The organism is Pseudomonas sp. F1_0610 (assembly GCF_047470865.1).
Taxonomy (GTDB): Bacteria; Pseudomonadota; Gammaproteobacteria; order Pseudomonadales; family Pseudomonadaceae; genus JAZDRH01.
In genome coordinates, this window is record NZ_JAZDRH010000002.1 from 148,351 (window position 1) to 168,137 (window position 19,787).

The window sequence follows — 19,787 nt, forward strand, 5'->3', positions numbered from 1 at the left end:
CCATCACTGATCCCCAAATAACTCAACGTGGAAAGGTATTTTTGTGTCTGAGCTGTATTTACGTATTGCCCTGCCTACGCCCTTACGCCGCTTATTTGACTATTTAGCACCCTCTTGTGTTTCTAGCACTCAACTACAAGCAGGCATACGCGTACAAGTTCCTTTTGGCAAACGTAATATCATTGGTATTTTAGTTGAAACCTGCCAGCACACGGATGTACCCAAAGAGAAACTGAAAACTGCCATTGCCATTTTAGACAATCAGCCACTCTTACCCGAGCCTATTTTTAAGCTGTGCCAATGGACAGCTAACTATTACCAACATGGTTTAGGTGATACGTTTAACTGGGCCTTACCTGCATTACTTCGCCAAGGTGAAGCGCCAGCACACAAGGCACAATACTTTTGGCATGCAGCCAAAGAAGCTGACCTTGAAGATCCTCGATTAAAACGTGCGCCACGGCAGCGCCAAGCACTGCAAGTATTAGCTCAACACCCTAACGGTTTAGCTGATGAGTTATTAAGTGCAGTCAGCATTAACCGCGAAAGCCTAAAACTCTTAGAAGAAAAAGGGCTGGCTTACCAACAGCAACGCACCCCAAAAAACACCACTGCTAGTAAAAATATTTTGGCTAAAGCGCCGTTATCTTTTAATCCTGAACAGCAAACAGCATTTGATGCTATTGCCAGCAACTTACATCGTTTTAACTGCTATTTACTGGCCGGCGTTACAGGTAGTGGTAAAACAGAAGTCTATTTACAACTGATTCAGCGTTGCCTTGAACAAGGCAAACAAGCTTTGGTTTTAATTCCTGAAATTAATTTAGGGCCGCAAACAGTTAATCGTTTTACTCAACGCTTTAACGCACGTATTGCCTTATTGCATTCCCATGTAAATGATCGCCAACGACTTGATGCCTGGATTAATGCCCGTGAAGGCAACGCAGATATTGTGATAGGTACGCGCTCTGCATTGTTCACGCCAATGCCTAAGCTGGGCTTGATTATTATTGATGAGGAGCACGACGCCTCCTACAAACAACAAGAAGGCTTACGCTACCACGCGCGTGATGTGGCGATTGTTAGAGCGCGCCAAGCCAATATTCCTATTGTGCTAGGCTCTGCCACTCCGGCCTTAGAAAGTTTACAAAATGCTGAGCAAGGTCGCTATGCTTTACTCAAGCTCAATCAGCGTGCTGGTGGCGCAACAGTGCCTAGTTTCATTCGTATGGATACTCAAAGTTTGCCCTTAACGGCCGGCATTGCAGCACCTACTCAAAAAGAAATCGAACGTACGCTCGCGCTTGGTCAACAAGTCTTGGTTTTTATTAACCGACGAGGCTTCGCTCCAGTGCTTATGTGCAATGAGTGTGGCTGGACAAGCCGCTGCCCTCGCTGTGATGCGTTTACCACCTACCACCAGCGTAGCAATGAGTTACGCTGTCATCATTGTGGTGAACAGCAAGCACATCCTAGGCAATGCCCGCAATGCCAATCTGTTGATTTACGGCCTATTGGCGCTGGTACTGAGCGCACAGAAGAACGCTTACAAGTGATATTTAAAAAAACACCTGTGCTGCGTATTGACCGTGACAGTACCCAGCGCAAAGGCTCGCTTGATGAAATGCTGGGCATAATAAATAGCGGTAAAGCCTGCATTTTAGTTGGCACGCAAATGTTAGCCAAAGGTCATCACTTTCCCAAAGTAACCTTAGTGATCATTTTAGATGTTGATGGCGGTCTGTACTCGGCTGACTTTCGCGCCAGTGAACGCATGGCACAGCAAATCATACAAGTAGCTGGCCGTGCTGGTCGTGCTGGCGATCGTGGCAGAGTGATTATTCAAAGCCAACTGGCAGACCATCCGCTATTAGTACAGCTGACTGAATCGGGCTACTTTGCCTTTGCCCAACAAGCATTAAGTGAACGCCGCAGCATGGCGCTACCGCCTTTTAGTTTTTTAGCTTTACTGCGTGCCGATGGTTTTAAATCCGAGCAAGTGAACTTATTTTTAGATGATGCCTTAACACTGGCCGAGCAAATTCATCAACAGAATAATAGCAGCGTTGAACTACTTGGCCCTGTGCCGGCCCCCATGGAACGCAAAGCTGGCCGCTATCGCGCACAATTACTGCTACAAAGCAATGACCGAAAACAGCTACATCAACTGCTAAATCAATTAATCTTCAACCTTGAAAAGTTACCCAGTGGCCGCAGTATTCGCTGGTCAATCGACGTTGATCCTATTGATCTATTCTAAACGGACTTGATGCGCAGCCTCATCTGCACCGATAATAGACGGTTTATGCCTATCGACATTCAAGTCGTATTTTAAGAGTTAATTATGAAAGACATTATTCGCCACCTCGTTCAACAAGCTCTGCATCAGCTAATCACTGACGGCGTTCTGCCCGAGGATACTGCGCCGAATATTCAAGTCGAAAATACCCGTGATAAAACTCATGGTGATTTTGCCTGTAACATTGCCATGATGCTGTCTAAACCTGCCAAAATGAAGCCACGTGATTTAGCTGAAAAAATCATTGCGACATTACCCGCAAATAGCAACATCAGCAAGGTTGAAATTGCTGGCCCGGGCTTTTTAAACTTCTTTCAAAATACCGACGCCCTTGCCTCACGTTTAGACGCTGCTTTAGCCGACGCACACCTAGGTGTTCCTCATAAAACACCACAGCGTGTTGTGATTGATATTTCCTCACCTAACCTTGCAAAAGAAATGCATGTGGGGCATTTACGCTCAACTATTATTGGTGATGCAGTGGCCCGTGTCCTTGAATACCTAGGCGATACTGTCATTCGCCAAAACCACGTAGGGGATTGGGGCACACAGTTTGGAATGCTGCTAGCCTTCATGGAAGAAAATACAGTAAACAGCCAAGCCGACCTAGCGGACCTTGAAGGTTTCTATCGCGCTGCGAAAAAACGCTTTGATGAAGATGAAGCTTTCGCTAACCGAGCACGTGAATTAGTTGTTGCATTGCAAGCAGGCGATGACAACTGTTTAAGCCTATGGCAGCGCTTTAAAGATATCTCTCTAAGCCACTGTCAAGAAGTTTATGACCGCTTAGGCGTTAAGCTGAGTATGCAAGATGTACGCGGCGAAAGTTCATACAACCATGATCTACCTAAGGTCATTGCTGACTTAACAGCACAAGGCTTACTGGTTGAGGATAACGGTGCTCAATGCGTATTTATGGATGAGTTTAAAAACGCAGAAGGCGAAACCTTACCTATTATCGTACAAAAAGCTGGCGGTGGTTATTTGTACTCCACCACCGACCTTGCCTCCATGCGCTACCGTAGCCGCGAGTTAAAAGCTGATCGTGCTTTGTACTTTGTCGACCAACGCCAAGGTCTGCACTTCCAAATGGTCTTTGCCTTAGCGCGCAAAGCCGGTTTTGTGCATCCAGAAATGGAACTCGACCACATGGGCTTTGGCACCATGAACGGCCCAGATGGTCGCCCGTTCAAAACACGTGATGGCGGCACTGTTAAATTAGCTGACTTAATTACTGAAGCTGAAGAACGCGCCTATGTCTTAGTCAAAGCTAAAAACCCTGACTTAGATGAGCAAGAGTTAAAACAAATTGCCCATGCTGTAGGTATTAGTGCTGTTAAATACGCCGACCTGAGCAAAACGCGCACCAGTGATTATTCATTTAACTTTGAACAAATGCTCAGCTTTGAAGGCAATACAGCACCTTACTTGCTTTATGCCTATACCCGCGTAGCCAGCGTATTTCGCAAAACAGACTTCACTATGGATGGCAACATTCCTGGACAAATTCATCTGCACGCCGAGCAAGAACAGGTATTAGCAGCCAGCCTTGCGCGCTTTGCTGAAGTACTTAACAACGTTGCACTAAAAGGCACACCTCATGTGCTTTGTACTTATCTATATGATTTAGCAGGACAGTTCTCTAGTTTTTATGAAAACTGCCCTATCCTCACTGCTGAAGACCAAGCCACTCGCTATAGCCGTTTGCGCTTAGCTGCTTTAGCAGGTCGCACCTTAAAGCAAGGTTTAGAACTACTTGGTTTACAAACATTGGAGCGTATGTAAATGGCGGCAAGAAAAAAGCCCGCAGCTCGTCGCGGTGCTAGCAGAGCGCCCGCAGCAACAGCCGCGCGCAAACCTGTGCATCCTATTATTTGGTTAGTGGTAGGTGCGCTTATTGCAGTATTTGCAATGACATTAATGGATATAGGGCCTGGTAAAAAAACAAGCTCTACTCCAGAGCGCGTACAAAACACTAACAAAACGACCAAACCAGCAGATAACAACCAAACCAAACCTAAGTTTGAGTTTTACACTATTCTGCCAGAGTCAGAAGTGATAGTTCCGCCCACTCCTGAGGTAGCACCAACGCAAACACCTGCAGAAGTAGCTAAGGCAAAAGAGCTGCAACGCCAGCAAGAGGCTGCTCGTGCGCAGGCTATTCTTGAAGGACAAACACCACCACCTCGCGCAACTCAGCCGGAAGCACCAACTACAGTAGCCAGTGCTCCTAGTGCTAATGTGCAGTACTTCTTACAGGCGGGTTCTTTTCCTACGCATGACCAAGCACAAACAGTGCGCGCTAAACTCTTAATGAGTGGGCAAAATGTACGTATTGAGCAAGGTGTTGTCGGTAATAAAACATGGCATCGCGTCATGGTAGGCCCTTTTAGCAGTCAAGAGCAGCTCAAAAGTGCACAAAGTCAACTTTCCGCAAACGGCTTTAACAATCTCTTACCGCAACAACGTAAAGGCAGTTAATGACAAAAGGCACAGCTTTCCCCTGTGCCTTTTTAGTTTTTCCAATCGTTTCCTTGAATTCTTTGTCTTTCACCCTCATATCTTTCCACTATAGGCAATACCGCCTTATAGTTTGGAGATATTTCCCTTGACTACTATTGTTTCTGTACGCCGTGATGGCAAAGTCGTCATGGGCGGCGACGGCCAAGTTTCTTTAGGTAATACCGTTATGAAAGGTAATGCCAAAAAAGTGCGCCGTCTCTATCACGGTCAAGTCCTAGCAGGTTTCGCAGGCGCCACTGCGGATGCTTTTACTCTATTTGAACGTTTTGAAGGGCAGTTGGAAAAACACCAAGGTCATCTGGTGCGCGCTGCTGTTGAATTAGCCAAAGACTGGCGTACTGATCGCTCTCTTAGCCGCCTAGAAGCTATGTTAGCAGTAGCCAATAAAGATGCTTCGTTAATCATTACAGGTAATGGCGATGTGGTTGAACCTGAACATGGTTTAATTGCAATGGGTTCAGGTGGTAATTTTGCCCAGTCGGCTGCCATTGCCTTATTAGAAAACACAGCCTTAGGCGCACGCGAAATTGCAGAAAAATCGCTAATGATCGCTGGCTCAATTTGTGTTTTTACCAACCAGAATTTAACTATTGAAGAGCTAGACAGCGCTGTTTAACGCCTGCTCTGGAGACTTGTTATGTCTATGACTCCACGTGAGATTGTTCACGAACTCAATCGCCACATTGTTGGCCAAGAAGCGGCTAAACGTGCAGTCGCTATTGCATTACGTAACCGCTGGCGCCGCATGCAGCTGCCACACGACTTACGCCAAGAAGTAACACCAAAAAACATCTTAATGATCGGCCCTACTGGAGTTGGTAAAACTGAAATTGCACGCCGTTTAGCTCGCTTGGCAAATGCACCTTTCATTAAGGTCGAAGCCACTAAGTTTACCGAAGTGGGCTATGTTGGTCGCGATGTAGAGTCAATCATCCGTGATCTTGCTGATGCAGCAGTAAAAATGCTGCGTGAACAAGAAATTCAAAAGAACCAACATAGAGCTGAAGATGCTGCCGAGGAGCGTATTCTTGACGCCCTATTACCGCCAGCGCGTGGCGGCATGGAAGGTGAACCTGTGCGCGAAGATAACAGCACTCGCCAATTATTCCGCAAGCGTTTACGCGAAGGACAGCTTGACGATAAAGAAATTGAAATTGAAGTAGCCGAAGCGCCAATGGGTGTGGAGATCATGTCTCCACCTGGCATGGAAGAAATGACCAGCCAGCTAAAAGACTTATTTTCCGGCATGAATAAAGGCCGTAGCAAAAAACGTAAACTCCGTGTTGCTGACGCCCTAAAACTAGTGCGTGATGAAGAAGCAGCGCGCTTAGTTAACGAAGAAGATATTAAAGCACGCGCACTAGAAAGCGTTGAGCAAAACGGCATCGTCTTTATTGACGAAATTGACAAAATTGCCAAACGTGGCAATACCTCTGGGGCTGACGTTTCACGCGAAGGTGTACAGCGCGACTTACTCCCATTGATTGAAGGCTGCACTGTTAACACTAAACTAGGCATGGTTAAAACGGATCATATCCTGTTTATCGCCTCAGGGGCTTTTCACCTAAGCAAACCAAGTGATCTGGTACCAGAACTGCAAGGTCGTCTACCTATTCGAGTAGAGCTACAAGCCTTAACCCCAGATGATTTCAAGCGCATACTAAGCGAGCCTCACGCTTCACTCACTGAGCAATACACTGCCCTGTTACAAACAGAAGGCTTGCGTATCCAATTTGTGGAAAGTGGCATTGAGCGTTTAGCCCATATTGCTTGGCAGGTAAACGAAAAGACAGAAAATATTGGCGCCCGTCGTTTACATACGCTGCTAGAACGCCTGCTTGAAGAGCTTTCGTTTGCAGCAACAGATATGGCCAGCCAGCAAGGTGATCAGCCACTAAGCATTGATGCCAAATATGTTGATGAGCATTTAGGTGAACTAGCGCAAGACGAAGACCTATCACGTTATATCTTATGATCGTACAATCGGTGCTAGTTGTTTTTTAGGCTAGCGCCGATTGCATTTGAGGTCATTTATGTCTATCCCCAAGACCATTAAGTTAGATAAAGCTAACAACAGCCTAAATTTAACCTATCACGATGGTAGCCATTTTCAGCTTCCTGCTGAATTCTTACGTGTTTACTCACCCTCAGCCGAAGTGCAAGGTCACGGTAATTACGTACTGCAATATGGCAAAATGCAGGTTAAACTGAGCAACATTGAAGCCTCTGGCAATTACGCCGTTAAACTCACCTTTGATGATGGGCATGACAGCGGGCTTTATACATGGGTTTATTTGCAGCAACTAGCTACTCGCCAAGCTGAGCTTTGGCAAGACTATTTAAGCGATCTGGAAAAAGCTGGAAAATCCCGTGATCCGCATGAATCTGTTGTAAAATTTATGCTGTAACCTTGTAAGCTGTGCCACGTATCAAGACAAACGCACCTTAGCCGATTAGAATAAGGGGCAATTAGATTTAGGTGAGCGACCATGAACGATCAACAGCACAACTCAGATGACCAAAATAGCACTACCCACTTTGGTTACAAGACAGTGAGCGAAAACGAGAAAGCACATAAAGTGGCCGAAGTTTTCCATTCTGTTGCCTCACGTTACGACCTAATGAACGATGTGCTTTCAGGTGGTATGCATCGCTTATGGAAACGCTTTACGATTGAAACCTCTGGCGCTCGCAAAGGCAACAAAGTACTCGATATTGCAGGCGGAACCGGTGATTTAACACGCAAGTTTTCAGCCATTGTAGGCTCTGAAGGTGAAGTGGTGTTAGCTGATATCAATGACTCTATGCTTAAAGTAGGTCGTGATAAATTAATGGACAAAGGCGTTGTCAACAACGTACGTTTTGTTCAAGCAGATGCTGAAAAACTACCTTTCCCTGACAACTATTTTGACATTGTTACCATCTCTTTTGGCTTGCGCAATGTCACCCACAAAGACGCTGCCATTCGTTCTATGCTACGCGTACTAAAGCCAGGCGGACGTTTGTTGATCTTAGAGTTCTCTAAGCCCACCAATAGTTTCTTCTCTAAAGTCTATGACGCCTACTCTTTTAGTTTCTTACCCGTAGCTGGTCGTTTAATCACTAATGACGCTGAAAGCTATCGCTATCTTGCTGAATCTATCCGCATGCATCCAGATCAAGAAACGCTCAAAGGCATGATGGAAGAAGCTGGCTTTGTGCAAACCAAATACCACAATATGACAGGTGGTATCGTTGCACTACACCGTGGAGTCAAACCTTAATGCTGCGCCAAGCAATTTTTGCAACAGCTGAAAAAGGGCTAAATCAAACCTTAGCTTTAGATAGCACGGCTTTGTCAAAAATTGCCCAGCTTTCAGGTTCTGTTATCCAAATTCACTGCTTAGAACCTGCGTTTAACCTTTTTCTGATCCCTACGGATAACGGACTAACCCTTGCACCAGACTGGCAAGGGGAAAGTGACTGCTGCCTCACGGCTCCGCTATCACTGTTAATGCAACTGGCCTATAGCAAGAATAAAACGCAAATTTTGCATGCTGAGGCAGTAGATTTAACAGGTAATACCAGTTCATTAATGCAACTTGCCGAAACTCTACAAGCGCTCGAACTTGACTGGGAATACGCCCTATCACGCTGGCTTGGCCCTGTAGCTACAGGTTTAATTGCAGGGCATCTACGCAGTCGTGGGCAATGGGTAAAGCAAACCGCCCAGAGTTTAGAACACGCCATTGCTGAATACCTTACCGAGGAATCTCGTGATTTAGTGGGTAACAATGAAGCTAACATCCGCTTCAACCAACTAGATCAGCTAAAAATTGATCTTGATCGCTTAGAAGCGCGTTTAGCGCGCTTGCTGTCAACGGACGCCTAAGTTCTATGAAACTGCTTGCCCTACGCCGCCTTATCCGTATTATTCAAGTGGCTGTACGCTACCGTCTTGACGACTTTCTCTTTGCCTTACCCTTACCTTGGTATTTAAAGCTCTTTGGCAAATTATTACCTTGGCGCTGGTTTCCACGCAAAAACAGCCAAATCACACGTGGCCAAGCCTTGCGCCTCACTATGGAAAATCTAGGCCCTGTATTTATTAAATTTGGCCAGATTCTGTCTACCCGTCGCGACTTACTGCCGCCTGATATTATTGATGAATTAGAGCAGTTGCAGGACAATGTGCCACCTTTTCCAACAGATCAAGCACGCCTTGTTATTGAAGATCAGTTGGGCATGCCCATTGATCAAATATTTCGCAACTTTTCAGCAACACCGTTAGCCTCCGCCTCCATTGCGCAGGTCTATACCGCTCAATTACGTACTGGTGAAGAAGTCGTTGTTAAAGTTATTCGTCCTAATTTACGACCTATTATTAAGCAGGATATTGCATGGCTTTATAGTTTAGCCAGCCTTGCTGAAAGCCTATCTAGCGAAGCGCGTCGCCTACACCCTAAAGAGGTGATCAGTGACTACGAAAAAACCATTTACGATGAGCTAGACCTACTACGCGAGGCCGCTAATAGCAGCCAGCTACGTCGAAACTTCATTGACTCTGATTTGCTCTATGTACCGCAGATTTATTGGCAATATAGCCGTACTCAAGTGTTAGTAATGGAACGTATTTATGGCATTCCAGTTACGGACGTACAAGCGCTGCATGATCAAGGCACTAATATGAAGCGCCTAGCAGAGCGCGGTGTGGAAATATTTTTCACCCAAGTATTTCGCGATAGTTTTTTCCATGCTGATATGCATCCAGGCAATATTTTTGTTAGCACCAAAACACCCTGGGAACCGAGCTATATTGGCATTGACTGCGGAATTATCGGATCGCTCACCCCAGAAGATCAGGACTATTTAGCACGCAACTTACTGGCGTTCTTTAAGCGTGATTACCACAAAGTGGCACAGTTGCATATCGACTCAGGCTGGGTTCCACGTGATACCAAAGTCAACGAATTAGAGGCGGCCATACGCACTGTTTGCGAACCTATTTTTGAACGCCCAATTAAAGATATTTCCTTTGCTCAACTGCTGCTACGGTTATTCCAAACCGCTCGTCGCTTCAATATGGAAGTGCAGCCCCAGTTAGTACTACTGCAAAAAACCTTATTAAATATTGAAGGCTTAGGCCGCCAGCTTTACCCAGATTTAGACTTATGGAGCACAGCCAAGCCTTACCTTGAACGCTGGATGCGTCAACGTATGATGCCTAAACATGTATTAGGCCAAGTGTGCCAACAGCTTGAGCAAATTCCTCAGCTTGCTCGTTCTGCCCGTACACAAATTGAACGCTTTAGTCATAATTTTGATCAGCAAAGCAAGCAGAAAACTCATACAGCATTGTTTAATATTGCCTTAGGTAGTGCTTTAGTGATTGGTAGCGCCTATATCGGTTTAGATATGAATATACAAAACTGGCCCACTTGGACTATGTTAGGCGCTGGGCTTTACCTATTAATTCGTCGTTAATAGCAGCAACCTATTATTTGCGAATAGCGTTTTTGGATAACTTATGACTGATTGGCTTAAACACCTAAAATGGGATGAGACTGGTTTAATTCCAGCCATAGCGCAAGATGTGCATACGAAGCGTATTTTAATGATGGCATGGATGAATGCAGAATCATTAGCACTCACGGCCAAAGAAGGTAGGGCCGTTTATTGGTCACGTTCGCGTGCTAAACTATGGCGCAAAGGCGAAGAATCTGGACATGTACAGCAAGTCCACAAAATCCAGCTTGACTGTGATGGTGATGTGATTATTTTACTCGTAGAACAGCTTGGCGGTATTGCCTGTCATACAGGGCGTGAAAGTTGCTTTTATCGAGAGCTAGATAAGGATCTGAATTGGCAAACAGTAGAAGCTGTTATCAAAGATCCACATGAAATTTATCAAGGCACACAACATGAGTAACGATACATTAAGCCGCGTTGCGCAAGTTATTGAGGAACGTAAGCAAGCTGATCCTAGCTCATCCTACGTCGCCAGCTTGTACCAAAAAGGTATCAATAAAATTTTAGAAAAAATCGGCGAAGAAGCAACTGAAACCATTCTTGCCGCGAAAGACTGTGCAAATGGCGCCAGTGCTGAAGATGTTATTTATGAAACGGCTGATCTTTGGTTCCACAGTTTGGTAATGCTGGCGGCTTTGGGGCAGAAACCTCAAGCCGTTTTAGATGAACTTGAACGTCGCTTTGGCTTATCAGGTATTACTGAAAAAGCTTCGCGCACAGAAAAATAGTAACAGGAGATAATTATGGGCATTAGCATGTGGCAGTTGCTAGTTATTCTAGCCATCGTAGTATTGTTATTCGGTACTAAGCGCTTAAAAAATATCGGCTCTGATTTAGGCGGTGCGCTTAAAGGCTTTCGCAAAGCGATGAACGAAGACGGCGAGGAACAAAAAGCCAAGCCACAAGATAATCTTCAACAGAACCAAAGCCAAACCATTGATGGCCAAGTGCAACATAACAAAGTTGAAGAGCCTGTTCGCAAGGATTAATCCACATCATGTTTGATATTGGCTTTTCTGAACTGGTCGTTATTGGCTTGGTTGCCCTAGTGGTGTTAGGCCCAGAACGTTTGCCCAAAGCTGCGCGTACTGTCGGTATTTTGGTAGGTCGTTTACGCAATAGCTTTAACTCTATTAAAGCTGACGTTGAGCGTGAATTAGGGGCCCAAGAACTACGCTTACAACTACGTAACGAAGAAATTTTACGTAAAGAACGCGAAATGCTTGAAAAAACAGCCCTAGAAACTAAAGAGGCGCTCAACACCCTTTCAGAACACAGGCAACAGGAGTCAGAATCAGCTCAGGTAACAGAACAACCAACACCAGCCGCTGAAGATGATCCTACGACAGCTACCCCTACTTCTACGGAAAAGACAGTTAACAAGCATGAGTAACCCAGAATATAATGATCAAGAGATGCCATTAGTTGCGCATCTCACTGAGCTACGTAGCCGCCTACTACGCTGCATTATTGTAGTATTTCTTCTATTCTTAGGTTTATTCCCTTTTTCCCAAGAACTCTATGCTTTAGTCGCTGCTCCTGTGCGGGAGCTTTTGCCTGCTGGCTCAACTATGATTGCCACTGGCTTACCTTCTACCTTTTTTGCGCCCTTAAAGCTCATTGGCTATTTGGCTGTTTTTATTGCTGTACCTTATTTGCTCTACCAAGTTTGGAGCTTTATAGCGCCAGGCTTATATAAGCATGAAAAACGTATTGCAGTGCCAGTGCTGATATCAAGTATTTTATTATTCTATATTGGTATGGCTTTCGCTTATTTTGTTGTTTTCCCTATTATGGTTGCCTTTTTAACAGGGGTTAGCCCTGAAGGCGTGGTAGTAATGCCTGAAATCAGTCAATACTTAGACTTGGTTTTAGCACTCTTCTTTGCCTTTGGTTTTGCTTTTGAAGTACCTGTTGCTACCTTCTTGTTAATTTTTGTAGGCGTGGTTGATGCTGACTCAGTAAGCAAATCACGTCCCTATGTGATTGTCGGCTGCTTTATTGTGGGCATGTTGTTAACCCCACCTGATGTTCTATCACAGATTTTGCTGGCTGTACCTATGTGGATTCTCTTTGAATTAGGCTTGTTACTAGGCCGTATCATGACCAAAAGAGCGGCTGAATCCACATCCACTGACCTTGTTGAATGAACCTACTCCTGTTAACAGCAGATGATTTCATTAATGAACACGAAGTTATCATTAGTGATCGTCGTTTGCAGCACCTGCAACAAGTTCACCAAGCCCAAATAGGCGACCAGTTACGCGCTGGCAAACTTAATGGCTTGCAAGGCACGGCTATGCTTACTCAATTAAGTTCAACCCAAGCGCGTTTTACGGTTAACTTAAATCAACCTAGCCCAGCCAAACTCCCCCTTACTTTAATTCTGGCATTACCGCGCCCTAAAATGCTCAAGCGCACCTTGCAAACAGTTGCTAGCATGGGCGTAGCCCATTTAGTGTTGGTTAATAGCTACCGCGTTGAGAAAAGCTTTTGGCAAACACCTTTTCTGCAAGAACAGGCTATTTACGAGCAACTAGTGCTAGGGCTAGAGCAAGCAAGAGATACTTATTTGCCAAAAGTCAGTATTGAAAAGCGCTTTAAGCCCTTTGTGCAAGATCGCTTACCCGAACTTAGCCAAAACACACGCAAGCTGGTGGCGCACCCTGGTGATTTTGCTGAGTGCCCTCGCGCGCTCAACGAACCCGTCACCCTAGCTATTGGTCCAGAAGGTGGCTGGATTCCTTATGAAGTTGAACTGCTACAGCAAGCCGCCTTTGAGCCTATTCAATTAGGCCCACGTATATTGCGCGTAGAAACAGCCGTGCCTGTGTTACTTGCGCGTTTATTTTGAATGTACCCCATGTACGCCTGAAATATGTCCAACTCCACCCTGAGCCGCCTCTACTGCACCGCTAGATAACTCCTGCAAAATACCGCAATGCTCTGCTGGCTTAGCGCTTAAACAACGATCTCGCAACACGTGCAACTGTTGTGCTAAGGCTTGCAACTCGGCAATACGCTGTTCTACATGCTGCACATGATCATCCACTAATTGATTAACATCGCCACATTCAGCACTGGGAGAGTCTTTAATCAACAATAAACGGCGAATCTCATCTAAAGACATATCCAACGAACGGCATTGACGAATAAAGTTTAAGCGTTCCTCATGCAAGGCGTGGTATTCACGAAAATTGCCTTCACTACGTGGTGGTTCTGGGAGTAAGCCTTGTTTCTCGTAATACCTTATTGTCTCAATCTGAGTGGCGGTCTTTTTTGCCAATTCACCAATACGCATAAAACATCCTCTTGATTATTGTTCCTTACCTATTGACTCTGTAGTTACTACAGGGTTTTTAATGCTAGCCACTATATGAAAAGGGGCTGGATATGTCGAATAAAAACCAGTGCTGCCATCAAGATGCCGAAAAGCTGAATTGTGCAACACAAAGCTTACATGAGCATGAGCATGAGCATGAGCATGAGCATGAGCATGAGCATGAGCATGAGCATGAGCATGAGCATTCAAATTGTGGTGGGCAGCATCAAAGCTCACCAGTAGAAAAACCTATTAGACTGCAAAAAGGGCACATAGCAACAGAGCTACGTATTGAGCAAATGGATTGCCCTACCGAAGAGCGCCTAATACGCCAGAAGCTTGAACCTATGGTGGCGGTAAGTGCACTGCAATTTAATATTATGCAACGTCGTTTGACAGTACATCACAATGCCAGTGTTTATGAGCAAATCATTCAAGCCTTGCACGATGTTGGTTTAGAGGCCGTGCCTTATGCACAAGAAAAACCCAATAATGCTGCAAGCGCTCAAGCGAAACAGCGCTTAATTTGGCGTTTAACTTGTGCTGGCGTATTTGCCATTGGTGCAGAAATTTTGCACCAAATATTTAGCTTTGAATGGCTCAGCCTTGCAGCAGCCTTAGTTAGCCTTGCTTTAGTAGGCCCACATGTTTTCAAAAAAGGCTGGATTGCTGTACGCAATTTAAATTTCAATATAAATGCCTTGATGTCAATTGCGGTAACAGGTGCCGTCATTATTGGACAATGGCCTGAAGCGGCCATGGTTATGTGGTTGTTTGCTATTGCAGAGGAGATAGAAGCCAGATCCTTAGATCGTGCACGCAATGCGGTGCAAGGTTTAATGGCAATGACACCAGAAACAGCTTTAGTCCAACAGGGAAGTAACTGGGTAGAAACGCCTGCTCAAGATATCCCTTTAGGCGCTATTATTCGCCTGCGCCCTGGTGAACGTGTTGCACTGGATGGCGAAGTTGTGCAGGGACAATCTAGTGTAAATCAGGCGGCTATTACTGGGGAAAGTATCCCAGTAGAAAAACAGCTAGGCGATAAATTATTTGCTGGCACTATTAACACCTCCAATGAGCTACTCTATCGTTCCAGTGCATTAGCCAATAACAGCATGCTGGCACGTATTATTCATTTAGTTGAAGAAGCTCAAGGCAGCAAAGCCCCGACCCAACGTTTTATCGATAATTTTTCTCGCTATTACACTCCGGCAGCCATGCTACTGGCTTTGCTGATTGCATTAGTTCCGCCGCTATTTTTTGCAGGAGCTTGGTTAGATTGGATTTATAAGGCGCTAGTTATTTTGGTTATCGCCTGTCCTTGCGCTTTGGTTATTTCTACCCCTGTCGCTGTTGTTAGCGCATTAACCAGCGCGGCGCGCCAAGGTATTTTAATCAAAGGCGGCGCCTACTTAGAACAAGGCCGCCATCTTAAAACCATTGCCTTTGATAAAACAGGAACCTTAACTGTTGGCAAACCTTCTCTCACAGACAGTCTATTTTTAGCAGAAGATAAACAAGCAGCAACTGACATTGCTTACAGCCTTAGCCAGCGTTCTGATCACCCTGTTTCACTGGCAGTCAGCCAAGGCTTAGCAGAGCAATCTCCCACTCAATTTTCAGTAACTGACTTTGAAGCGCTACTGGGTTTAGGCAGCAAAGGTATTATTGAAGGTAAAACCTATTGGCTTGGCAACTTGCGTTTAATGCAGCAGTTAAAACTGGCCGACAGCCGCTTAACTGATCAAATTTTGGCCTTTGAACAGCAAGGAAAAACCTGCGTTAGTCTGGCCTCTGAAACGGGTGTACTGGCTATTTTTGCGGTATCAGATCGCATTCGAAGCAGTACAAAAGAAGCCATGCAAGCGCTAAAAGCCTTAGGCGTGGACAGCTTAATGCTCAGTGGTGACAACCAATACGCTGCCAATACTATTGCGCAGCAAGCAGGCATCACACAAGCGCGCGGCGAACTATTGCCGAATGACAAACTAGCGACTATTACCCAGTTACAAACTAAACAAGTCGTAGGTATGGTAGGTGATGGCATTAATGATGCGCCTGCACTGGCTAAAGCAGATATTGGTTTTGCGATGGGCGCAGCAGGAACAGATACAGCAATAGAAACGGCTGATGTTGCGTTAATGGATGATGATTTAAATAAGCTGCCGCAATTTATTCGTATATCCAAACGTACTTTCAGCATTCTTGTGCAAAATATTAGTTTTGCCTTATTCATTAAGCTGGTTTTTTTAGCCCTAGCTTTAGCAGGTAGTGCCACTATGTGGATGGCTGTTTTTGCCGATATGGGTGCCAGCATGTTAGTCATCTTAAACAGCTTACGCTTGCTGAAAAAAGAGAAATAACCTCTCACTTAAAAGCTCAAGCTGACAACTTGAGCTTTTAAACTTCCAATAAAAATGTCACAGGCCCATCATTAACTAAACTCACTTGCATATCTGCCGCAAATTGCCCTGTTGCTACTTGTTGATGCTGTTGTTGAGCTTTATTTACCAAACTATTAAACAATTGTTCAGCTAGCTGAGGGCTAGCCGCACTAGAAAAGCTAGGGCGCATGCCAGACTGAGTATTAGCGGCTAAGGTAAATTGAGACACCAACAATAGCCCGCCTTGAATATCTTTTACTGAAAGATTCATCTTGCCATTTGCATCACTAAAAACACGGTAACCTAATAGCTTATGCAACATTTTATCAACATGCTGCTCGCTATCTTGTGGCTCAACCGCTAGCAATACCAATAAGCCTTGGCCAATTTCGCCTAGCGTTTTTTCAGCAACCTCTACACGGGCTTGAGTTACGCGTTGAATTAATGCCTTCATCTTTTCTCCTTAGCTAAAAATGCCGAGCTAAGCTCGGCATTATCAACACAGTAATTTATTACTTTTGCGCATCAATATGGTATTGCGTAATGCGCTTAACTTCTTCTTTAGAACCTAAGAATACGGCAATACGCTCATGCAAGCTTTGAGGCTGAACCTCTAAAATGCGTTGGTAGCCATTGGTTGAAGCGCCACCTGCCTGCTCAACAATAAATGACATAGGGTTGGCTTCATACAATAAACGTAATTTGCCTGGTTTTTCTGGCTCTCGGGCATCACGTGGATACATGAATACGCCACCGCGCGTCAAAATACGATGCACATCCGCCACCATAGAGGCAATCCAGCGCATATTATAATTTTTCTTTAACTCGCCAGTTTCACCCGCCAACATCTGATCAACATAGCCTTTTACTGGTGCTTCCCAGTGGCGCATATTAGACATATTAATAGCAAATTCAGCCGTTGTTTCAGGGATACGCATATTTTCGTGGGTTAACACAAAAGATCCCATTTCACTATCCAGTGTAAACCCATAAACGCCATCACCTAAGGTCAGCACCAACATAGTTTGCGGACCATAAATCGCATAGCCTGCCGCTGCCTGTTCTGTACCTGGTTGCAAGAAAGCATCTTCGCTAAGATCACCGCCTGCGGCATTTTTATCTGGGCAACGCAGCACCGAGAAAATAGTACCTACGGAAACGTTGACATCAATATTACTTGAGCCATCAAGTGGGTCAAAAACTAATAAATATGAACCTTTCGGATATTTTCCTGGAATTTGATAGGCTTTTTCCATCTCCTCAGAAGCCATAGCTGCTAAGTGGCCACCCCACTCATTAGCTTCTAGCAAAATTTCATTCGATAAAATATCTAATTTTTTCTGTACTTCACCCTGTACGTTTTCGGTTCCCATGCTACCTAACACTCCACCTAAGGCACCTTTTGCTACTTGGTGGCTAATCATTTTGCAAGCACGTGCTACTACTTCAATCAAAAAGCGCAATTCAGCAGGAGTTTGACGAGCGCGAGTTTGCTCAATAAGAAAACGGCTAAGGCTGGTACGAGACATGGAAGGCTCCAAAAGAATAATCTGCGGGCATTTTACTCTTTTACGCAACAGAATGCTTGGTTAGCTAGATATTTATTAAAATATTGATCTAAGCACAGATTAGATAATTAAAAATCGCCATGATTAATCGGCTTTACATACTGCCACGACTAATCTTTGTGACAACTTCATAAAAAGTTCCGCAAAAATTATTCAAAGTCTTGCCATCTTGAGCTATGTCAAATCTTATTGCTCAGCACACGGCAAACTAAGGCGACACACACCAAGAACGCTACCAAAAGGGAGCATTAATATGCGTAAGTCTTTATTCACAGCGTCTCTGCTAGCTCTAGCAGTTGCTACTCCAGCCGCTTTTGCTCACCAAGCAGGCGACATCATTGTTCGTGCAGGTGCTGTAACTGTTACTACTAATGAAGATAGTAGCAAAATCAAAGTTAATGGCGCTAAAATTGATGGCACCAAAGCTAAACTTAATGATAATACTCAGCTAGGTTTAAACTTTGCCTACATGGTAACTGATAACATTGGTATTGAGTTACTTGCAGCAACTCCATTTAAACACACTGCAAAAGTAGCTGGGCTTGATGCTGCCACTGGCATTGATGGCTTAGATGGTAAGTTAGGTACATTCAAACACTTACCACCTACTTTAAGTGCTGTTTGGTACCCAATGGATGGCTCTTGGAAATTCCAACCTTATGTTGGCCTAGGTGTTAACTACACTTGGTTCTTTGATGAAAAAGTTTCAAGCAGCGCAAAAAATGGTCCAGGTGAGTATCGTAAACTAAAAGTTAAAGACTCTTGGGGTTGGGCAGCACAAATTGGTGCTGACTATATGCTAACTGACAACCTCTTAATTAACGGCCAAATTCGTTATATTGATATCAACACTGATGCTTCTGTGCAAACAGCATTAGGCAAAGCCAAAGTTGGTATCGACGTTAAACCATGGGTTTACATGGTTGGCCTAGGCTACAAATTCTAAGATTTGTTAGCTAACAAAATGGGCGCTTTAAGCGCCCATTTTTATTGCCTAGCAAAAACTAAGCTACTAATTAGCATTACGATAATAGCTATGCAGCAAATCAGACATACTAGCCCGCCAAGATCTTGGTTTAATGCCAAAAGTATGGGTGATTTTTCGGCAATCTAAAACACCATGCTGAGGTTCAATAATAGCATCACCAAAACTGGCATGCCCTCGCGCATCAACGGCTTGCTCTATAGAAGGCACCCAGTATTTCGCTTCTGCTAAAATTGCCTGCCCCACACTCAATGAGGTGGCTGCCTCTTGCGCCCCATAATGGTAAGTTCCCCATAATTGAGCACCGCAGTCTAGCTGCTTAAGCATAGCTAAAATGACACGAGCAGCATCCTCAACAGGCGTAGGATTACCACGCCTATCATCAGCCAACTCTAATGCAATATGTTCTTGCGCCCGCTGTAAAACGCGCCCTAATAAGCTTGAATGACTATCATCTAATAACCAGCCAAAACGTAGAATCAGATGTTTCGCAGAATGCTCACGAACAGACTGCTCCATACGCAGCAGCGCTTTACCACGCTCGCTTAACGGCCTGCATTCATCTTCTTCGGTATAAGCAGTAGTGCGAGAGCCATCAAATACACGATAACTTGATGGCTGCAACAGCGCACAATTATGCTGTGCACACAGCTTAGCTAAGGCGGTGACTACATTTTCCTGCTCAGGAAACACCGCAGGATCAATAGCGCCGGCTTGAAACCAGTCGTAGTAATAGGCAAGATTAATAACCACATCCGGCTTCACTTGCTGCAGGACATCAGCTAGACCTTGTACATCCCATGTATGTCCGTCTGGCCTAGGCGATACGAAACTAATGTCATCCTCTGCCCCCAAACGCATAACAGCCCGCCCAAGCGCATTTCCACCACCTAGTAATACCAAACGTGAACGCATAGCTATTGTTGCTCCTTAAAACGGCAGTTCACATAAAGCAGCAAACAAACCATTCAACCCATTGAAAATATTGGCTTTTATCATAAAGAAAGCCAAAGCTGTTAAGTTAAGCCCAATATTGTCAACTTCCTGGGCAGGTACTGTGGAAGTATTAGCCGCCAAGCGTAAAGATAGAATCTTGACACTTTCAGCGACAGCACCTGATCAACTCAGGCGGCTCCAACACCCAAAATCAAAAAGGCGGGTATTGGAAGGCTGGTTGTTTCTACCGAACATTGAA

21 protein-coding genes are annotated in these 19,787 nt (G+C 44.8%); 17 read left to right on the plus strand and 4 right to left on the minus strand.

The genetic code is table 11. The annotated features are described in order from the left end of the window. The first annotated feature begins 43 nt into the window (after positions 1-43). From VQ643_RS01985 to VQ643_RS02055, 15 genes are all read left to right on the plus strand, one after another. The gene (locus tag VQ643_RS01985) at positions 44-2,260 is read left to right on the plus strand and encodes a primosomal protein N' (RefSeq protein WP_414197588.1); all 2,217 of its coding nucleotides are present in this window, start codon (positions 44-46) and stop codon (positions 2,258-2,260) included. Positions 2,261-2,344: 84 nt separating this feature from the next. After that, positions 2,345-4,084, plus strand: coding sequence for an arginine--tRNA ligase (gene argS / locus VQ643_RS01990; RefSeq protein WP_414197589.1), 1,740 nt, complete (start codon positions 2,345-2,347; stop codon positions 4,082-4,084). Next, positions 4,085-4,780: an SPOR domain-containing protein gene (locus tag VQ643_RS01995; RefSeq protein ID WP_414197590.1), complete on the plus strand. Its 696-nt coding sequence runs from the start codon at positions 4,085-4,087 to the stop codon at positions 4,778-4,780. 127 nt (positions 4,781-4,907) lie between these two features. Then, positions 4,908-5,438, plus strand: coding sequence for an ATP-dependent protease subunit HslV (hslV, locus tag VQ643_RS02000; RefSeq protein WP_414197591.1), 531 nt, complete (start codon positions 4,908-4,910; stop codon positions 5,436-5,438). A 21-nt stretch (positions 5,439-5,459) separates the two neighbouring features. After that, positions 5,460-6,797 carry an ATP-dependent protease ATPase subunit HslU gene (hslU, locus tag VQ643_RS02005; protein ID WP_414197592.1) on the plus strand — a complete coding sequence of 446 codons (1,338 nt, stop codon included), beginning with the start codon at positions 5,460-5,462 and terminating at the stop codon, positions 6,795-6,797. 58 nt (positions 6,798-6,855) lie between these two features. Beyond that, on the plus strand, positions 6,856-7,230 hold the full coding sequence (locus VQ643_RS02010) for a gamma-butyrobetaine hydroxylase-like domain-containing protein (RefSeq protein ID WP_414197593.1): 375 nt from the start codon (positions 6,856-6,858) through the stop codon (positions 7,228-7,230). A gap of 81 nt (positions 7,231-7,311) precedes the next feature. Continuing rightward, complete coding sequence (ubiE, locus tag VQ643_RS02015) at positions 7,312-8,085, plus strand: bifunctional demethylmenaquinone methyltransferase/2-methoxy-6-polyprenyl-1,4-benzoquinol methylase UbiE (RefSeq protein WP_414197594.1); 774 nt, start codon at positions 7,312-7,314, stop codon at positions 8,083-8,085. After that, on the plus strand, positions 8,085-8,693 hold the full coding sequence (locus VQ643_RS02020; protein ID WP_414197595.1) for an SCP2 domain-containing protein: 609 nt from the start codon (positions 8,085-8,087) through the stop codon (positions 8,691-8,693). The genes ubiE and VQ643_RS02020 overlap by 1 nt, the downstream gene beginning before the upstream one ends. Positions 8,694-8,698: 5 nt before the next feature. Then, positions 8,699-10,285, plus strand: a complete 1,587-nt coding sequence (gene ubiB, locus VQ643_RS02025; protein ID WP_414197596.1) for a ubiquinone biosynthesis regulatory protein kinase UbiB — start codon at positions 8,699-8,701, stop codon at positions 10,283-10,285. 43 nt (positions 10,286-10,328) lie between these two features. After that, positions 10,329-10,730 carry a phosphoribosyl-AMP cyclohydrolase gene (hisI, locus tag VQ643_RS02030; protein WP_414197597.1) on the plus strand — a complete coding sequence of 134 codons (402 nt, stop codon included), beginning with the start codon at positions 10,329-10,331 and terminating at the stop codon, positions 10,728-10,730. Beyond that, the gene (locus VQ643_RS02035) at positions 10,723-11,058 is read left to right on the plus strand and encodes a phosphoribosyl-ATP diphosphatase (protein WP_414197598.1); all 336 of its coding nucleotides are present in this window, start codon (positions 10,723-10,725) and stop codon (positions 11,056-11,058) included. The genes hisI and VQ643_RS02035 overlap by 8 nt, the downstream gene beginning before the upstream one ends. A 15-nt stretch (positions 11,059-11,073) precedes the next feature. After that, on the plus strand, positions 11,074-11,319 hold the full coding sequence (gene tatA / locus VQ643_RS02040) for a Sec-independent protein translocase subunit TatA (protein WP_414197599.1): 246 nt from the start codon (positions 11,074-11,076) through the stop codon (positions 11,317-11,319). Positions 11,320-11,327: 8 nt separating this feature from the next. Further along, positions 11,328-11,723 carry a Sec-independent protein translocase protein TatB gene (gene tatB / locus VQ643_RS02045; RefSeq protein WP_414197600.1) on the plus strand — a complete coding sequence of 132 codons (396 nt, stop codon included), beginning with the start codon at positions 11,328-11,330 and terminating at the stop codon, positions 11,721-11,723. Then, positions 11,716-12,480, plus strand: coding sequence for a twin-arginine translocase subunit TatC (tatC, locus tag VQ643_RS02050; protein WP_414197601.1), 765 nt, complete (start codon positions 11,716-11,718; stop codon positions 12,478-12,480). Before tatB ends, tatC begins: the two co-directional genes overlap by 8 nt. Then, entirely contained in the window at positions 12,477-13,184 is a 708-nt protein-coding gene (locus VQ643_RS02055) for a 16S rRNA (uracil(1498)-N(3))-methyltransferase (protein ID WP_414197602.1), read from the plus strand. Before tatC ends, VQ643_RS02055 begins: the two co-directional genes overlap by 4 nt. On the opposite strand, the gene cadR is transcribed toward VQ643_RS02055, so the two are convergent. Continuing rightward, a complete protein-coding gene (gene cadR, locus VQ643_RS02060; protein ID WP_414197603.1) occupies positions 13,176-13,631 on the minus strand; it encodes a Cd(II)/Pb(II)-responsive transcriptional regulator in 456 nt (151 codons plus the stop codon). The genes VQ643_RS02055 and cadR overlap by 9 nt on opposite strands. Positions 13,632-13,723: 92 nt before the next feature. On the opposite strand from cadR, the gene VQ643_RS02065 reads away from it, so the two are divergent. Continuing rightward, on the plus strand, positions 13,724-16,018 hold the full coding sequence (locus tag VQ643_RS02065; RefSeq protein ID WP_414197604.1) for a heavy metal translocating P-type ATPase: 2,295 nt from the start codon (positions 13,724-13,726) through the stop codon (positions 16,016-16,018). A gap of 37 nt (positions 16,019-16,055) precedes the next feature. Here VQ643_RS02065 and dtd read toward each other — a convergent pair whose 3' ends face one another. Together dtd and VQ643_RS02075 are read right to left on the minus strand one after the other, a co-directional pair. Further along, entirely contained in the window at positions 16,056-16,493 is a 438-nt protein-coding gene (dtd, locus tag VQ643_RS02070; protein WP_414197605.1) for a D-aminoacyl-tRNA deacylase, read from the minus strand. Between the two features lie 58 nt (positions 16,494-16,551). Further along, entirely contained in the window at positions 16,552-17,568 is a 1,017-nt protein-coding gene (locus tag VQ643_RS02075; RefSeq protein ID WP_414197606.1) for a class 1 fructose-bisphosphatase, read from the minus strand. A 292-nt stretch (positions 17,569-17,860) separates the two neighbouring features. Here VQ643_RS02075 and VQ643_RS02080 point away from each other — a divergent pair, with 292 nt between their 5' ends. Next, positions 17,861-18,553 carry an OmpW/AlkL family protein gene (locus VQ643_RS02080; protein WP_414197607.1) on the plus strand — a complete coding sequence of 231 codons (693 nt, stop codon included), beginning with the start codon at positions 17,861-17,863 and terminating at the stop codon, positions 18,551-18,553. Positions 18,554-18,619: 66 nt separating this feature from the next. Here VQ643_RS02080 and VQ643_RS02085 read toward each other — a convergent pair whose 3' ends face one another. Beyond that, positions 18,620-19,507, minus strand: coding sequence for a sugar nucleotide-binding protein (locus VQ643_RS02085; protein ID WP_414197608.1), 888 nt, complete (start codon positions 19,505-19,507; stop codon positions 18,620-18,622). Between the last annotated feature and the right edge of the window lie 280 nt (positions 19,508-19,787).

Coding starts and splice junctions, on each gene's coding strand:
- argS (WP_414197589.1), top strand. CDS start 2,345: ATGAAAGACATTATTCGCCACCTCGTTCAACAAGCTCTGCATCAGCTA.
- VQ643_RS01995 (WP_414197590.1), top strand. CDS start 4,085: ATGGCGGCAAGAAAAAAGCCCGCAGCTCGTCGCGGTGCTAGCAGAGCG.
- hslU (WP_414197592.1), top strand. CDS start 5,460: ATGTCTATGACTCCACGTGAGATTGTTCACGAACTCAATCGCCACATT.
- VQ643_RS02010 (WP_414197593.1), top strand. CDS start 6,856: ATGTCTATCCCCAAGACCATTAAGTTAGATAAAGCTAACAACAGCCTA.
- ubiE (WP_414197594.1), top strand. CDS start 7,312: ATGAACGATCAACAGCACAACTCAGATGACCAAAATAGCACTACCCAC.
- VQ643_RS02020 (WP_414197595.1), top strand. CDS start 8,085: ATGCTGCGCCAAGCAATTTTTGCAACAGCTGAAAAAGGGCTAAATCAA.
- ubiB (WP_414197596.1), top strand. CDS start 8,699: ATGAAACTGCTTGCCCTACGCCGCCTTATCCGTATTATTCAAGTGGCT.
- hisI (WP_414197597.1), top strand. CDS start 10,329: ATGACTGATTGGCTTAAACACCTAAAATGGGATGAGACTGGTTTAATT.
- VQ643_RS02035 (WP_414197598.1), top strand. CDS start 10,723: ATGAGTAACGATACATTAAGCCGCGTTGCGCAAGTTATTGAGGAACGT.
- tatA (WP_414197599.1), top strand. CDS start 11,074: ATGGGCATTAGCATGTGGCAGTTGCTAGTTATTCTAGCCATCGTAGTA.
- tatB (WP_414197600.1), top strand. CDS start 11,328: ATGTTTGATATTGGCTTTTCTGAACTGGTCGTTATTGGCTTGGTTGCC.
- tatC (WP_414197601.1), top strand. CDS start 11,716: ATGAGTAACCCAGAATATAATGATCAAGAGATGCCATTAGTTGCGCAT.
- VQ643_RS02055 (WP_414197602.1), top strand. CDS start 12,477: ATGAACCTACTCCTGTTAACAGCAGATGATTTCATTAATGAACACGAA.
- cadR (WP_414197603.1), bottom strand. CDS start 13,631: ATGCGTATTGGTGAATTGGCAAAAAAGACCGCCACTCAGATTGAGACA.
- VQ643_RS02065 (WP_414197604.1), top strand. CDS start 13,724: ATGTCGAATAAAAACCAGTGCTGCCATCAAGATGCCGAAAAGCTGAAT.
- dtd (WP_414197605.1), bottom strand. CDS start 16,493: ATGAAGGCATTAATTCAACGCGTAACTCAAGCCCGTGTAGAGGTTGCT.
- VQ643_RS02075 (WP_414197606.1), bottom strand. CDS start 17,568: ATGTCTCGTACCAGCCTTAGCCGTTTTCTTATTGAGCAAACTCGCGCT.
- VQ643_RS02080 (WP_414197607.1), top strand. CDS start 17,861: ATGCGTAAGTCTTTATTCACAGCGTCTCTGCTAGCTCTAGCAGTTGCT.
- VQ643_RS02085 (WP_414197608.1), bottom strand. CDS start 19,507: ATGCGTTCACGTTTGGTATTACTAGGTGGTGGAAATGCGCTTGGGCGG.